The organism is Pseudomonas fulva, from assembly GCF_023517795.1.
GTDB lineage: Bacteria > Pseudomonadota > Gammaproteobacteria > Pseudomonadales > Pseudomonadaceae > Aquipseudomonas > Aquipseudomonas fulva_D.
On sequence record NZ_CP082928.1, the window covers coordinates 3,060,662 to 3,074,896 of the forward strand.

At 66.1% G+C, this 14,235-nt stretch carries 15 protein-coding genes; 12 read left to right on the forward strand and 3 right to left on the reverse strand.

Going from position 1 to position 14,235, the window contains the following annotated elements; genetic code table 11:
• Positions 1–24: 24 nt before the first annotated feature.
• The 6 genes from ribH to K8U54_RS14005 are packed head-to-tail and all read left to right on the forward strand — an operon-like array spanning position 25 to position 3,872.
• Positions 25–501: a 6,7-dimethyl-8-ribityllumazine synthase gene (gene ribH, locus K8U54_RS13980; protein WP_075931540.1), complete on the forward strand. Its 477-nt coding sequence runs from the start codon at positions 25–27 to the stop codon at positions 499–501.
• A complete protein-coding gene (gene nusB, locus K8U54_RS13985) occupies positions 498–977 on the forward strand; it encodes a transcription antitermination factor NusB (RefSeq protein ID WP_249906388.1) in 480 nt (159 codons plus the stop codon). Before ribH ends, nusB begins: the two co-directional genes overlap by 4 nt.
• 5 nt (positions 978–982) lie before the next feature.
• A complete protein-coding gene (gene thiL / locus K8U54_RS13990; RefSeq protein WP_249906389.1) occupies positions 983–1,948 on the forward strand; it encodes a thiamine-phosphate kinase in 966 nt (321 codons plus the stop codon).
• A complete protein-coding gene (locus K8U54_RS13995; RefSeq protein ID WP_111463960.1) occupies positions 1,941–2,474 on the forward strand; it encodes a phosphatidylglycerophosphatase A family protein in 534 nt (177 codons plus the stop codon). Before thiL ends, K8U54_RS13995 begins: the two co-directional genes overlap by 8 nt.
• A 9-nt stretch (positions 2,475–2,483) precedes the next feature.
• Complete coding sequence (locus tag K8U54_RS14000) at positions 2,484–3,212, forward strand: substrate-binding periplasmic protein (RefSeq protein WP_249906390.1); 729 nt, start codon at positions 2,484–2,486, stop codon at positions 3,210–3,212.
• A 15-nt stretch (positions 3,213–3,227) separates the two neighbouring features.
• Positions 3,228–3,872, forward strand: coding sequence for a retropepsin-like aspartic protease family protein (locus tag K8U54_RS14005; protein ID WP_434059951.1), 645 nt, complete (start codon positions 3,228–3,230; stop codon positions 3,870–3,872).
• A gap of 18 nt (positions 3,873–3,890) precedes the next feature.
• Here K8U54_RS14005 and K8U54_RS14010 read toward each other — a convergent pair whose 3' ends face one another.
• Entirely contained in the window at positions 3,891–5,165 is a 1,275-nt protein-coding gene (locus K8U54_RS14010; RefSeq protein WP_249906391.1) for a cation:proton antiporter, read from the reverse strand.
• A gap of 307 nt (positions 5,166–5,472) precedes the next feature.
• On the opposite strand from K8U54_RS14010, the gene K8U54_RS14015 reads away from it, so the two are divergent.
• The 4 genes from K8U54_RS14015 to K8U54_RS14030 are packed head-to-tail and all read left to right on the forward strand — an operon-like array spanning position 5,473 to position 8,914.
• Positions 5,473–6,186, forward strand: coding sequence for an ABC transporter permease (locus K8U54_RS14015; protein ID WP_249906392.1), 714 nt, complete (start codon positions 5,473–5,475; stop codon positions 6,184–6,186).
• Between the two features lie 11 nt (positions 6,187–6,197).
• Entirely contained in the window at positions 6,198–7,088 is an 891-nt protein-coding gene (locus K8U54_RS14020) for a glycine betaine ABC transporter substrate-binding protein (RefSeq protein ID WP_249906393.1), read from the forward strand.
• Position 7,089: 1 nt separating this feature from the next.
• On the forward strand, positions 7,090–7,749 hold the full coding sequence (locus K8U54_RS14025) for an ABC transporter permease (protein WP_070887159.1): 660 nt from the start codon (positions 7,090–7,092) through the stop codon (positions 7,747–7,749).
• Between the two features lie 10 nt (positions 7,750–7,759).
• Positions 7,760–8,914, forward strand: a complete 1,155-nt coding sequence (locus K8U54_RS14030) for an ABC transporter ATP-binding protein (RefSeq protein ID WP_249906394.1) — start codon at positions 7,760–7,762, stop codon at positions 8,912–8,914.
• Positions 8,915–8,968: 54 nt separating this feature from the next.
• Here K8U54_RS14030 and K8U54_RS14035 read toward each other — a convergent pair whose 3' ends face one another.
• Positions 8,969–9,328, reverse strand: a complete 360-nt coding sequence (locus K8U54_RS14035) for a cupin domain-containing protein (RefSeq protein WP_249906395.1) — start codon at positions 9,326–9,328, stop codon at positions 8,969–8,971.
• A gap of 390 nt (positions 9,329–9,718) precedes the next feature.
• On the opposite strand from K8U54_RS14035, the gene K8U54_RS14040 reads away from it, so the two are divergent.
• On the forward strand, positions 9,719–11,212 hold the full coding sequence (locus K8U54_RS14040) for an aldehyde dehydrogenase (protein WP_249906396.1): 1,494 nt from the start codon (positions 9,719–9,721) through the stop codon (positions 11,210–11,212).
• 360 nt (positions 11,213–11,572) lie between these two features.
• A complete protein-coding gene (locus K8U54_RS14045; RefSeq protein ID WP_249906397.1) occupies positions 11,573–12,715 on the forward strand; it encodes an MFS transporter in 1,143 nt (380 codons plus the stop codon).
• On the opposite strand, the gene K8U54_RS14050 is transcribed toward K8U54_RS14045, so the two are convergent.
• Complete coding sequence (locus K8U54_RS14050) at positions 12,710–14,182, reverse strand: phospholipase D family protein (RefSeq protein WP_249910449.1); 1,473 nt, start codon at positions 14,180–14,182, stop codon at positions 12,710–12,712. The two genes, K8U54_RS14045 and K8U54_RS14050, sit on opposite strands and share 6 nt — an antisense overlap.
• Positions 14,183–14,235: the final 53 nt, after the last annotated feature.

Below are 14,235 nucleotides of genomic sequence, written 5' to 3' on the forward strand. Positions count from 1 at the left end.
TTAAAGACAGCTCGAGAACTCGCTATGACACTCAAGACCATCGAAGGTACTTTCATCGCTCCCAAGGGTCGCTTCGCCCTGGTGGTCGGCCGCTTCAACAGCTTCGTGGTCGAAAGCCTGGTCAGCGGCGCGGTCGACGCCCTGGTTCGCCACGGCATCAGCGAAGACGACATCACCATCATCCGCGCACCGGGTGCCTTCGAGATTCCGCTGGTCGCCCAGAAAGTCGCCCAGCGTGGCGAGTACAGCGCCATCATCGCCCTCGGCGCGGTGATCCGTGGCGGCACCCCGCACTTCGAATACGTGGCCGGTGAATGCACCAAGGGCCTGTCCCAGGTGTCCATGGAGTTCGGCGTACCGGTCGCCTTCGGCGTACTGACCGTCGATTCCATCGAGCAGGCCATCGAACGTTCCGGCACCAAGGCCGGCAACAAGGGCGCCGAAGCCGCGCTGTCCGCTCTGGAAATGGTCAGCCTGCTGGCGCAGTTGGAGGCCAAGTGAGCCAGAACGACAACAAGCCAGCCAAGAAAGGCCCGAGCCCCAAGCTGCTGGCTCGCCGTCAGGCGCGTACCCTGGCCATGCAGGCCCTGTACTCCTGGCATATCGCCGGGCAGGCGCTCAACGAGATCGAAGCGCAGTTTCGTGTCGACAACGATTTCAGCGCGGTCGACGGCGCCTACTTTCACGAGGTCCTGCATGGCGTGCCGCGCCAGAAGAGCGAGATCGACGCACTGTTCGAGCCGCTGCTCGACCGTCCGCTGGACGAGATCGACCCGGTCGAGCTGTCCATCCTGCGCCTGTCCACCTACGAGCTGCGTAACCGCATCGACGTGCCGTACCGCGTGGTGATCAACGAAGGCATCGAGCTCGCAAAAGTGTTCGGCGCCACCGACGGTCACAAGTTCGTCAACGGCGTGCTCGACAAGCTGGCGCCGACCCTGCGCGCCGACGAAGTCCGCGACTTCAACAAGCGCTGAGTGCCTTGGGCGAGTTCGAGCTGATTCGTCACTACTTCGCCGCAGCCGCCTGTGCGCAGGCGGCCGATGGTGTGGTGCTGGGAATCGGCGACGACTGCGCCCTGCTGCAGGTCCCCCCCGGCGAGCAACTGGCGGTGTCCACCGACACCCTGGTCGCTGGCGTGCATTTCCCGGCCGATGCGCCAGGCCGCCTGCTCGGTCAGCGCGCCCTGGGCGTTTCGGTCAGTGACCTGGCGGCGATGGGTGCCGCGCCCCTGGCGTTCACCCTGGCACTGACCCTGCCCGAGGTATCCCCCGACTGGCTGGCCGACCTCACGGCCGGGCTGGAGCACATGGCGCGCCAGTGCGGTGTGCGGCTGGTGGGCGGCGATACCACCCGTGGGCCGCTGAGCCTGACCCTCACCGTATTCGGCCGCGTACCGGCTGGCCAGGCGCTGACCCGCGCCGGCGCGCGGCCGGGCGACCTGCTGTGCGTCGGCGGCGAGTTGGGCAATGGCGCCGGCGCGCTGCCGTTCGTGCTCGGCGAGCGGGCCGAGCAACCGGAAAGCGCCGCGTTACTGGCCCATTACTGGTCGCCGGTGCCGCAATTGCAGCTTGGCCAGGCCCTGCGCGGCGTCGCCACGGCGGCGCTGGACATCTCCGACGGCCTGCTCGCCGACTGCGGACATATCGCCCGGGCATCCGGCGTGGCGCTGTTCGTCGAGCAGCAGCGTCTGCCCCTGTCAGCTGCCTTGCTGGCCTGCGTGGATGAGCAAAGCGCACGTCAGCTGGCGCTTGGGGGTGGCGACGACTACGTGCTTGCCTTTACCCTGCCTGCCGAGAAACTGGACGTGCTACGTGCCATGGGCCAGCCTGTACAGGTGATCGGTCGGGTCGAGGCCGGACAGGGCGTGCACCTGCTGGACGCCGGAGGCCACGCCATCGAGCCACGGTACAGTGGCTACCAACATTTCGGAACGCACCGTGACTGATCATCCCAAGCAAGTCCCCGCCGAGTTCGTGCCACCTTCCGTGTGGCGCAACCCGTGGCATTTTCTGGCCTTCGGCTTTGGCACCGGCACCATCGCCAAGGCGCCGGGCACCTGGGGTTCGCTGGCCGCCGTGCCGTTCATCCCGTTGTGGCAGATGCTGCCGGACTGGGGCTACTGGCTGCTGCTGGGCGTGACCATGGTGTTCGGCGTGTGGCTGTGCGGCAAGGTGGCCGACGACCTGCGTGTGCACGACCACGAAGGCATCGTCTGGGACGAGATGGTCGGCATGTGGATCACCCTGTGGCTGGTGCCCGAAGGCTGGGGCTGGGTGCTGGTGGGCTTTCTGATGTTCCGCTTCTTCGACATTCTCAAGCCGTGGCCGATTCGCTGGATCGATCGCCATGTGCACGGTGGCTTCGGCATCATGCTCGACGACGTGCTGGCCGGGGTGTTCGCCTGGCTGGCCATGCAGCTGCTCGTCTGGGGCTGGGCCAATGGCCTGGCGGCCAGCCTCGGTTTTGCCTGATCAGGAGCCATGATGGTGCGTGCGCTGTGGCTGGCTCTGTTGTTGTCGATCGGCGTCTGCGCCCAGGCAGGCAGTGAGGTGCCGTCCTCCATCCGCATGGCCAGCGATGTCTGGGTCGACCGTATCAACCCGGATGGCACCGGCATGTCCTGGGATATCCTGCGGTTGGTCTTCGAGCCCGCTGGCGTCAAGCTGGAGATGCAGATCGTGCCCTACACCCGCTCCATCGGCCTGGTGAAACGGGGTGAGGCCGACGCCTGGGTGGCCTCCTACCAGAACGAGGTCAGCGGCGGCGTGGTGTACCCGAGCTGGCATTACGATTCGGATCTGATCAGCGCCCTGAGCCTGGCGGCCAAGCCCGAGCCGGATCAGGCCGAGCTGCGTCGCTCGCGCCTGGTGTGGATGCGCGGCTACGAATACCAGCGCTATATCCCCGGGCTCAGCCACTACAACGAGCTGCAGCGGCGCAGCGGCATCCTGTCGATGCTCGACCAGGGCCATGCCGACTACTACATCGATGCCCGCCCCGAGGTCGAACAGACGCTTGCCGGCGCCACCGACCCCGGCAAGTACCGGGTCACCGACCTGCTGCGCCTGCCGTTGTACATCGGTTTTTCCGACACCCCGCGCGGTCGCGCGCTGGCCAAGCTCTATGATCAGCGCATGGCCGAACTCGTCGAGCAGGACAAGCTGCGAGAAGTCTTCGAGCGCTGGGGCCAGCACTACCCCTTCGAATAGCCGGGAGAAGCACGGATGCGTCGAGTGATGATGATCATGGCAGGTTGGTTGGCGGCACCGCTGCTGCTGGCCGCGCCGCCGGTTCAGGTGGTCGGGCTGTTTCCCGGTGCGGCGGTGCTGTCGGTGGACGGCCAGCGCAAGCTGGTGCGCGTCGGCCAGACCGGCCCCGGCGGCGTGCAGGTGGTCAGCGTCGACAGCCGCGGCGCGGTGCTGCGCGTCGACGGCGTGGAGCGCAGCTACGGCCTGAGCCGCGAGTACAACACCGAAGGTTTCGCCGCCCCACAGAAACAGACCCTCAGCATCGCCCGCAGCAATGGCGGTCACTACTGGGCCGAAGGCGCGATCAATGGCCGCGCCCAGCAGTTCCTGGTCGATACCGGCGCCACCTCGGTGGCCCTCAATGAAAATCATGCCCGCCGCCTGGGCATCGACTACCGCACCAGCGGCCAGCCGATCCAGGTCAGCACCGCCAGCGGTACGGCGCGGGGCTGGCGGGTGACCCTCGACAAGGTCAGCGTCGGTTCGCTGCAGGTGCTGGGCGTCGAGGCGGTGGTGCTCGAAGGTGCCTCGCCCAGCGAAGCATTGCTGGGCATGAGCTATCTCAATCGCATCGGCTGGCGGGTCGAGAACAACCTGCTGGTGCTCGAATCCCGCCTGTAGGCCAGTGGCGCCGCGCCTTCAGTGATGAGCGTCGACGGCAGTCTGTGGTCGGTCGCGGTACAGCCGGCTGACCAGCGGGCCGATGGACAGCCCCTGCAGGAGGATCGAGGTGAGCACGACGATATAGGTCAGGCTCAGCAGCAGGTCGCGCTCCTCACCGAGTGGCAGTGACAGTGCCAGCGCCACCGACACGCCACCGCGCAGCCCGCCCCAGGTGAGGATGCGGATCGCTCCGTGGGACACCTGGCGACGCCCGCCGGCGCGGCGGCGCATCACCAACACCGCCGGGGCCACCGTCAGCAGGCGCGCCACCAGCACCGCGCCACCGAGCACGAAGGCGGCGATGATGTGCAGCCAGGAGAACGGCAACAGCAACAGCTCCAGGCCGATCAGGGCGAACAGCAGGGCGTTGAGAATCTCGTCGATCAGCTCCCAGAAGCCATCGACGTAGCGGCGTGACTCGTCCGACATGGCATGCTTGCGGCCCAGGTTGCCGATGATCAGGCCGGCCACCACCATGGCGATCGGCCCGGACACGTGCAGGCGCGCCGCCAGTGCCGCACCGCCGAACACCAGCGCCAGGGTCAGCATCACCTCCACCTGGTACTGGTCGATGCTGCGCAGCATCAGCAGCACGCCGTAGCCCAGGGCGGCGCCGAACAGCAGGCCGCCCACCGCTTCATGCGCGAACAGCCAGCTCACCGTGCCCAGGGTCGGCGTGCTGCCCAGCTGCAGGATGCCGAGCAGGATGGTGAACACCACTACCGCGGTGCCGTCGTTGAACAGCGACTCGCCAACGATGGTGGTGGCCAGGGGCTTGGGCGCGCCGGACGACTTGAGGATGCCCATCACCGCGATCGGGTCGGTGGGCGAGATCAACGCCCCGAACAGCAGGCAGTAGATGAAGTCCACGTGCCAGCCGAACAGGGCGAAGATGTAGAACGCCAGGGTGCCGATCACGCTGGTGGCGATCAGCACGCCGACGGTGGCCAGCAGGCCGATGGGCCACTTGTAGCTGCGCAGATCGCTCAGGTCCACGTGCAGCGCGCCGGCGAACAGCAGGGCCGGCAGGAACCAGGTCATCAGGATGTCGGAGAAGTCGATGCGACGGATGATTTCCTGCGCCTCGATCTCGATCAGTGGATAACCGAGCTGGCTCAGGCCCTGGGCGATCAGCGAGAAGATCAGCGCGGTGGCCATCACGCCGATGGTCGGTGGCAGGCGGATGAAGCGGTAGTTGACGTAGGTGAGCAGGGTGGTGAGGACGATGAAGGCGGCAACGAGGTCGAGCACGGGGTCTCCTTTGACGGCTGATGTTCGCCATCCCGGCGAACACCCTGGAGCCCCGATGATACCTGGCTTGTAACCAGATGTGTGGGCGTAGATGGCCGCCCGCCCATGGCAGAACGATGGCAGAAAGGCGGAACCGAAGCGGCGGCGGAGGGTCGAGTAACCATGGGTCGGAAGGCTGCAGGGCGCATGCGTCCTGGCATGAGGGGCATCGTTAGAGGATGCTCCAGCCTCCGGCATTGGACGGCCGATGCGCAATGCATCCGGCCAGCTCGATCCGCCAACGGCGGTCGTCAACTGGAGTCGACATATGCTGAAAAGCTTCGGCAAGGTGCTGCTGGGCGCTGTTGCGCTGATCGCGGTACTGGCCTTGCTGGTCCACTGGATCACCCCGGCGGTGCTCGCGCAGCACCGCGAAGACCTCATCTACTACCTGCAGGCGCACCTGTATCTGGTGTTCGTGTCGATGCTGGCAGCCCTGGCGGTCGGCATCCCGGCGGGCATCCTGCTCAGCCGGCCCGGCCGCGAGCACAGCGCCGAGCGCTTCATGCAGGTGTTCAACGTCGGCAACACCGTGCCGCCATTGGCGGTGCTGGCCATCGCGCTCTCGGTGGTCGGCATCGGCAACGGCCCGGCGATCCTTGCCCTGTTCCTCGCCTCGCTGCTGCCCATCGTGCGCAATACCTACGAAGGCCTGCGCAACGTGCCGGGTTCGTTGAAGGAGGCCGCCACCGGCATCGGCATGACGCCGCGCCAGGCGTTGTGGCGGGTCGAGCTGCCCAACGCGGTGCCGATCATCGTCGGTGGCATCCGCGTGGCGCTGGCGCTGAACGTCGGGACCGCGCCGCTGGTGTTCCTGATCGGCGCCAACAGCCTCGGCAGCCTGATCTTTCCCGCCATCGCCCTGGAAAACCAACCGCTGCTGATACTCGGCGCCGCTGCCACGGCTCTGCTGGCGTTGCTGCTCGACGGCCTGGTGGCGGCCACCAGCCGTTTCTGGTTCGAGCGTGGGGTGGCCCGTTGAAGGAAACCATGATGAAGTCTCTCGTTCTGTGCCTCGGCCTGCTGCTGGCAGTGACCAGCCAGGCTGCGGAAATCCGTATCGGTGCCAAGGTGTTCACCGAGCAGGTGATCCTCTCCGAACTCACTGCCCAGTACCTGCGCCCCCACGGCTACCAGGCACGCATCGTCGGCAATCTGGGCAGCACCATCGCCTGGAACGGCATGAAGAGCGGCCAGCTGGACCTGACCTGGGAATACACCGGCACCTCGCTGGTGGCCTACAACAAGGTCACCGAGCGCCTCGACAAGGAAGCTGCCTACGGGCGCGTCAAGGAGCTGGACGCCAAGAGCGGCGCGATCTGGCTGGCGCCCTCGCGTTTCAACAACACCTACGCCCTGGCGCTGCCGGAAAAGGTCGCCGAGGAGAATCCGGATATCCACACCATCAGCGACCTCGCCCAGGCTCTGAAAACGCCGGGCAAGGGCAACCGCCTGCTGGCCCTGGACATCGAGTTCGCCAACCGCTCCGATGGTCTGGACGGGCTGGTCAAGGAGTACGGCCTGACCTTCACCCGTAACGAGATTCGCCAGATGGACCCGGGCCTGGTCTACACCGCGTTGCGCAACGGCCAGGTGTTCGTCGGCCTGGTGTACACCACCGACGGCCGCCTGGATTCCTTCGGCCTGCGCCTGCTCGAGGACGACCGCAAGTACTTCCCGGACTACACCGCTGCGCCGGTGGTCAACGCCGACTACCTCAAGCAGCACCCGGAACTCGAGGAGCTGCTCAAGCCGCTCGCCGAGCGCCTGGACGACGCCACCATGCGCCGCCTCAACGCCCGCGTCGACGTCGATCGCGAAACGCCGGCTGCAGTGGCCGCCGACTTCCTGCGTCAGGAAAAACTGATCGGGGAGGGCAACTGACATGGATTTCATGACCGCTTTCCAGCATATCGACTGGAGCCAGGTGCTCAGCCTGACCGTCGAGCATATCGCCCTGGTCGGCATCGCCGTGGGCCTGGCGATTCTCATCGGCGTGCCGCTGGGCATTCTGATGACCCGCTTCCCCTGGCTCGCCGGGCCGCTGCAGGGCCTGGCCACCGTGGTGCTGACCCTGCCGGCCATCGCCCTGTTCGGCCTGTTGCTGCCGTTCTACTCGCAGTTCGGCCAGGGCCTCGGCCCATTGCCGGCGGTGACCGCGGTGTTCCTGTATTCGCTGCTGCCGATCCTGCGCAACACCTACCTGGCGCTGACCAGCGTCGAGCCGGGCATCCGCGAGGCGGGCAAGGGCATCGGCATGAGTTTCTGGCAGCGCCTGCGCATGGTCGACCTGCCGATCGCCGTGCCGGTGATCCTGGCCGGGGTGCGCACCGCCGTGGTGATGAACATCGGCGTGATGACCATCGCCGCCACCATCGGTGCCGGCGGCCTCGGCGTGCTGATTCTCACCGCCATCAGCCGCAGCGACATGGCGACCCTTTTCGTTGGTGCGGTGCTGGTGAGCCTGCTCGCCATCGTCGCCGACCTGTTTTTGCAGTGGCTGCAGAAAACGCTCACTCCCCGTGGCCTGAAAGCCGCCCACTGAGGACTCGAACATGATTCAACTCGACAAACTGACCAAGAAATTCCAGCAGAAAGGCAAGGATGTCGTCGCGGTAAATGAAGTCAGCCTGACCGTCGACGAAGGCCAGATCTGCGTGTTCCTCGGCCCCTCGGGTTGTGGCAAGAGCACCACGCTGAAGATGATCAACCGGCTGATCGCGCCCACCTCCGGGCGCGTGCTGATCAACGGCGAGGACACCACCGGCATCGACGAAGTGACCCTGCGTCGCAACATCGGCTACGTGATCCAGCAGATCGGCCTGTTTCCCAACATGACCATCGAGGAAAACATCACCGTGGTGCCCAAGCTGCTCGGTTGGGACAGGAAGCGCTGCCACGAGCGCGCCGTGGAGCTGATGAGCATGGTGCAACTCGAGCCCAAACAGTACCTGTCGCGTTACCCGCGCGAGCTGTCCGGCGGCCAGCAGCAGCGTATCGGGGTGATCCGCGCCCTGGCGGCCGACGCCCCGGTGCTGCTGATGGACGAGCCCTTCGGCGCCGTCGACCCGGTCAACCGCGACGCCATCCAGAACGAGTTCTTCCAGATGCAGCGCGCGCTGAACAAGACGGTGATCATGGTCAGCCACGACATCGACGAGGCCATCAAGCTGGGCGACAAGATCGCCATCTTCAAGGACGGCACGCTGCTCCAGTTCGACCATCCGGACACCCTGCTGGCGCACCCGGCGGACGACTTCGTCAGCGGCTTCGTCGGCCAGGACAGCACACTCAAGCGCCTGCTGCTGATCCGCGCCGAAGACGCCGCCGACGATGCACCATCGATTCTGGCCGAAACCAGCATCGCCGATGCCGTGGAGTTGATGGAAGAGCATGACCGCCGCCACCTGGTGGTCACCGATGCCGGCAGGAAGGCCCTGGGCTACGTGCGCCGCCGCGATATGCGTGGCCAGGGCGGTGCGGTGCAGCCTTTCGTGCAACCGTTCAACGCCACCGCCGCCCACGATGAACACCTGCGCATCCTGCTGTCGCGCATGTACGAGTTCAACCGCTCGTGGTTGCCGGTGCTCAGCGCCGACAACGACTTCCTTGGCGAGGTCACCCAGGAATCCATCGCCGACTACCTCAGCTCCGGTCGCTCGCGGGGCAAGAGCAGCATCGTCTCGCCGGCCGAGCAGATCGCCAGCTGACGAATGGCTCGAAGCCGGTCAGGCATGGCCGGCTTCGGGCGTACCCGTGTTCGTTCAGGCCTGTTCGAAGATCACGTAGACCTTGCGGCACGGCTCCAGCACTTCCCAGGTGCCGATGAAACCGGCCGGGATCACGAAGCGGTCACCGGCCCGCACGGTCTTGGCATTGCCGTCGTTGTCACGCAGCACCGACACGCCCTGGAGGATTTCGCAGTACTCGTGCTCGCTGTAGCTGACCGTCCATTGGCCGACCTCGCCCTCCCAGATGCCGCTGTTGAATTGCCCGCAGGGGCTGGCGTAATGGTTGCGCACCTGCTGCTGCGGGTCGCCCTTGAGGATCTTTTCGGCGGCGGGGCGGTAGCTTTCGGTGCTGCCGGTGCTTTGCGCGAAATCGACGATCTGCTGGATATTCATATTCGCTTCCCTGGTCAACGTGAACGTACGTCGATCTTCCCATGGCCATTGCGGGCCAGGGGCGGCGCGGCGTAACGATTTGTTCGAGTCTATGTTTAAGAAAATGAACGCAGCAAGGGCATTTGGCCACCAACTGTCAAGAATATTGAAAACTCTGCGAGCGCTGGTTTAGTGTGGTTCGCAGTTTTCGGCCGGTAGGGCCCCTTGAAAAACGTAGGCGAGGCCGCTGGCGCGAGGCGAAAACAGGCGAAGACGTGGCGCTTACGTGCGGTAATGAGCCTTTCTCAGCCTGTTTAACGCCGCGATGGCAACGCAGTCGTTTTTAGGGGTGTCCTATAGCGGCTCACCACAGGCGCCCATGCGCCTTCACCGACCAGAGAGGATGATCAGATGACCGGTTTGACCCGTACCGATTGGGAACAGCGTGCCAAGGATCTGAAAATCGAGACCCGCGCCTTCGTGCAGGGCGAATACCAGGCTGCCCAGAGCGGTGAGACCTTCGATTGCATCAGCCCGGTCGACGGCCGGGTGCTTGGCCAGGTCGCCAGCTGCGACCTGGCGGACGCCGAGCTGGCGGTGAAATCGGCCCGTGCCGCCTTCGATTCCGGGGTGTGGTCGCGTATTGCCCCGGCCAAGCGCAAGGCCAAGATGATCCGCTTCGCCGAGCTGCTGATGGCCAACGCCGAGGAGCTGGCGCTGCTGGAAACCCTGGACATGGGCAAGCCGATCAGCGATTCCCTGGGCATCGACATTCCGGCCGCGGCCAACGCCATTCGCTGGAGCGCCGAGGCCATCGACAAGGTCTACGACGAAGTCGCCCCGACGCCGCACGACCAGCTTGGCCTGGTGACCCGCGAGCCGGTTGGCGTGGTGGCAGCCATCGTGCCGTGGAACTTCCCACTGCTGATGTCCAGCTGGAAGCTCGGCCCGGCCCTGGCCACCGGCAACTCGGTGATCCTCAAGCCCTCCGAGAAGTCGCCGCTGACCGCCATTCGGGTGGCCGCCCTGGCCGTCGAGGCCGGTATACCGGCTGGTGTGTTCAACGTGCTGCCCGGTTACGGCCACACCGTCGGCAAGGCCCTGGCGCTGCACATGGACGTCGACACCATCGTGTTCACCGGTTCGACCAAGATCGCCAAGCAGCTGATGATCTACGCCGGCGAATCGAACATGAAGCGCGTGTGGCTGGAGGCGGGCGGCAAGAGCCCCAACATCGTCTTTGCCGATGCGCCGGACCTCAAGGCCGCTGCCGAGTCCGCCGCCAGCGCCATCGCCTTCAACCAAGGCGAAGTGTGCACCGCCGGCTCGCGGCTGCTGGTGGAAAATTCCATCAAGGAGCGCTTCCTGCCGATGGTGGTCGAGGCCCTGAAAGGCTGGCAGGCCGGCAACCCGCTGGACCCGGACACCAACGTCGGCGCCCTGGTCGACACCCAGCAGATGGACACCGTGCTGCGCTATATCGAGGCCGGGCACAAGGACGGCGCCAAGCTGCTGATCGGCGGCAAGCGCACCCTGGAGGAGAGCGGCGGCACCTACGTCGAGCCGACCATCTTCGACGGCGTGACCAATGCCATGACCATCGCCCGCGAAGAAATCTTTGGCCCGGTGCTCTCGGTGATCGGTTTCGACAGCGCCGAGCAGGCCGTGCAGATCGCCAACGACACCGTGTATGGCCTGGCCGCGGCGGTGTGGACGGCGGACATCTCCAAGGCGCACCTGACCGCCCGCGCTCTGCGCGCCGGCAGCGTGTGGGTCAACCAGTACGACGGCGGCGACATGACCGCGCCGTTCGGGGGCTTCAAGCAGTCGGGCAACGGCCGTGACAAGTCGCTGCACGCCTTCGACAAGTACACCGAACTGAAAGCCACCTGGATCAAGCTCTGATCCTGCAGGGATGAGGCTCGCCAGCCGGCGAGCCAGTGCAGACCGGCGGCCGGGCTCCTAGGGTCTGTTGCCATTTCAACGCGAGCCGCGTTGCCGCGATAAATCTCGCCAGGCGAGGCGGAGGACGCAGGGAATGGTATTCCCTTTTCAAGTCCTCCAACGACGCATGGCGAGATTTATCGCACAACCCGAAGGGCCGGGCCCGTTTTGCCGCGATACTGCGTTTCTCGCCGGCTCATTTAACCCATTAAACTTCGCGGCTCGTGCCTTGCCTCGCGGCAAAACGGGCTCCGGCGCGGCCGTGCGTGAAACGGCAACAGACCCTGGAGCCCGGCCGCTGTGCTTTTACTGGAGTCAGTGATGCGTTGGGGTACCTACTTTGCCGTCTGCCTGGCGGTGATCAGCATCGGCCTGGCCATGGGCGTGACCATGCCGCTGGTGTCGTTGCGCCTGGAGAGCTGGGGCTACGGCTCGTTCGCCATCGGCATCATGGCGGCCACGCCGGCCATTGGCGTGCTGCTGGGCGCCTCGCTGGCCGGCCGGCTGGCCTCGCGCTGCCCCACGCCGCGGTTGATGCAGCTGTGCCTGTTGGCTGGCGCGCTGTCGGTCACCGGCCTGGCGCTGCTGCAGAGCTACCCGGTGTGGATCGTGCTGCGCCTGCTGCTCGGCGTGACCCTCACCGTGGTGTTCATCCTCGGCGAGAGCTGGATCAACCAGCTGGCCGTGGAGAAGTGGCGTGGCCGCCTGGTGGCGCTGTATGGCACCGGCTACGCCCTGAGCCAGCTGTGCGGGCCGCTGCTGCTCAGCGTACTGGGTACCGATACCGACCTGGGGTTCTGGTTTGGTGTGTCGCTGCTGATCGGCGGCTCGCTGCTGTTGATCGGCCGCACCGGCGCGCCGGTGGTCGATGCGCACAGTGCCTCCGGGCGCGGCCTGCTGGTGTTCTGCCAGCGCATGCCGGCGATCGCCTGGGCGGTGATGCTGTTCGCCGCCTTCGAGGCGATGATGCTCACCCTGCTGCCGATCTACGGCCTGCGCCAGGGCTTCACCCAGGAAGTGGCGTTGTTCATGGCCAGCGTGGTGGTGGTCGGCGATGCCGTGCTGCAGTTGCCCATCGGCCTGCTGGCCGACCGCATTTCGCGGGTCACGTTGTTCCGGGCCTGTGGCGTGGTACTGCTGTTCTCCAGCCTGGGCATTCCGCTGCTGTTGCACACGCCGCTGATCTGGCCGGTGCTGGTGCTGTTCGGCGCCAGCGCCGGTGGCCTGTTCACCCTGTCGCTGATCCTCATCGGCGAGCGCTTTCGCGATGACCAGCTGGTGCGTGCCAATGCCCACGTGGCGCAGCTGTGGGGCATCGGCTGCCTGATCGGGCCGCTGGCCACCGGCGCGGTCAGCCAGTGGGTCAGCGGGCATGCATTGCCGATGCTGATGGCGGTCGGTGCAGCGGCGTTCATCTGGCTGGCCTGGCGGCCCCGTGCCTTTGATGAGCAGGTGGCGCTATAGCATCTTCTCCAGGCCGATGGCCCGGGCGAACCAGGCGTTGAAGCGCCGCCAGCGGCTGCCGGGCTCTTCGCCGAGGACGAATTCCTTGCCGTCGTCCTCGCCGACCCAGACCATCCGCGTCGCACCGTTGGCGTCGTGCTGCAGGCGCACTTCGTAACTGACCGAGGGCTTCATGCCCTGCAGTGCCAGCTCGCGCAGGTAGGCGGCGAGCCTGGGGCTGTCGACCAGCACGCCGACCTCGGTATTCCACAGTACCGAGCGCGGGTCGACGTTGAAGGAGCCGACGAAGGATTTCTGCTTGTCGATGACGATGGCCTTGCTGTGCAGGCTGGAGTTGGAGCTGCCGCTGAAGCTGTAGGCCGGCGGCGAATCCGCACCCGGCTGACTGCGCAGCTCGTACAGGCGCATGCCGTGCTCGAGCATTTCCTGGCGATAGGGCGCGTAGCCGCCATGCACGGCGGGCACATCGGTGGCTTCCAGGGCATTGGTGAGCAGGCGGATGTCCACGCCGTTGTCGGCCAGGCCGATCAGGTACTGCAGACCGGCGGGGGCGGGCACGAAGTAGGCGGATACCATCACCAGGTCGCTCTTGGCCCCCTGCAGATGCGGCGCCAACTGGGTGGTGAGCAGCAACTGCGGGTCCGGTTCGCCGCTGGCCAGCACCTTGCTTGGTGCGTCCCACAGCGCGGTGCCCGGCGCCCAGATCAGCTCGTCGAGCCAGGCCTGCAGCTTCGGCTCGTGCTGGTAGGCGAGCAGGCGTTCGTACAGCTCCGGTTGCTCGACGCGGGCGGTGTCCAGGTAGTCGCGCAGGCCCTTGCGCGCCTTGTCCAGATCCTTTTGCGAGGGCTGGCGCCAGACGAAGGCCTCGATGGGTTTGCTCAGCCGGCTGTTCCAGTACTGATCGAAGCTCTCTGCCAGATCCTTGGCCACCGGGCCGACGGACAGCATATCGATGTCGGTGAAGTTCATGTTCGGTTCGGCGTCAAAATACTCGTCGCCCAGGTTGCGCCCGCCGACGATGGCCGCCGCGCTGTCGGCCAGCCACAGCTTGTTGTGCATGCGCCGGTGCTGCTGGGAGAGGTTCAGGCCGCGGCCGATCACCCGGGTGACGCCGGTCAGGCGGCCCAGGTGCAGGGGGTTGAAGACGCGGATCTGGATGTTCGGGTGGGCGGCCAGCAGGGCGATCCTGTAGTCCTCGCCGTCACTGGTGGTGTCGTCGAGCAGGATGCGGATGCGCACGCCGCGGTCGGCGGCCTGCAGCAGCTCCTTGACCAGTGCGCGGGTGCTCAGGCCGTCGTGCACGATGTAGTACTGCAGATCGAGGCTGTGCTGCGCCGCGCGAATCAGCTCGGCGCGGGCGGCGAAGGCTTCGTTGCTGGCCGGTAGCAGGCGAAAGCCGGAGTGGCCCCCATGTTCGGCGGCGCGCGCCGCGAGCCCTGCGCCGAACGACGAATCGGCGACGGCCATGGCCTGGCTGGGCACGATGGGCACCTGGTTGGTACAGCCGCCGAGAATCAACA

Coding starts and splice junctions, on each gene's coding strand:
- ribH (WP_075931540.1), top strand. CDS start 25: ATGACACTCAAGACCATCGAAGGTACTTTCATCGCTCCCAAGGGTCGC.
- K8U54_RS14000 (WP_249906390.1), top strand. CDS start 2,484: ATGATGGTGCGTGCGCTGTGGCTGGCTCTGTTGTTGTCGATCGGCGTC.
- K8U54_RS14040 (WP_249906396.1), top strand. CDS start 9,719: ATGACCGGTTTGACCCGTACCGATTGGGAACAGCGTGCCAAGGATCTG.
- K8U54_RS14035 (WP_249906395.1), bottom strand. CDS start 9,328: ATGAATATCCAGCAGATCGTCGATTTCGCGCAAAGCACCGGCAGCACC.
- K8U54_RS14005 (WP_434059951.1), top strand. CDS start 3,228: ATGCGTCGAGTGATGATGATCATGGCAGGTTGGTTGGCGGCACCGCTG.
- K8U54_RS14025 (WP_070887159.1), top strand. CDS start 7,090: ATGGATTTCATGACCGCTTTCCAGCATATCGACTGGAGCCAGGTGCTC.
- K8U54_RS14030 (WP_249906394.1), top strand. CDS start 7,760: ATGATTCAACTCGACAAACTGACCAAGAAATTCCAGCAGAAAGGCAAG.
- K8U54_RS14020 (WP_249906393.1), top strand. CDS start 6,198: ATGAAGTCTCTCGTTCTGTGCCTCGGCCTGCTGCTGGCAGTGACCAGC.
- K8U54_RS14050 (WP_249910449.1), bottom strand. CDS start 14,182: ATGGCCGTCGCCGATTCGTCGTTCGGCGCAGGGCTCGCGGCGCGCGCC.
- K8U54_RS14045 (WP_249906397.1), top strand. CDS start 11,573: ATGCGTTGGGGTACCTACTTTGCCGTCTGCCTGGCGGTGATCAGCATC.
- K8U54_RS14015 (WP_249906392.1), top strand. CDS start 5,473: ATGCTGAAAAGCTTCGGCAAGGTGCTGCTGGGCGCTGTTGCGCTGATC.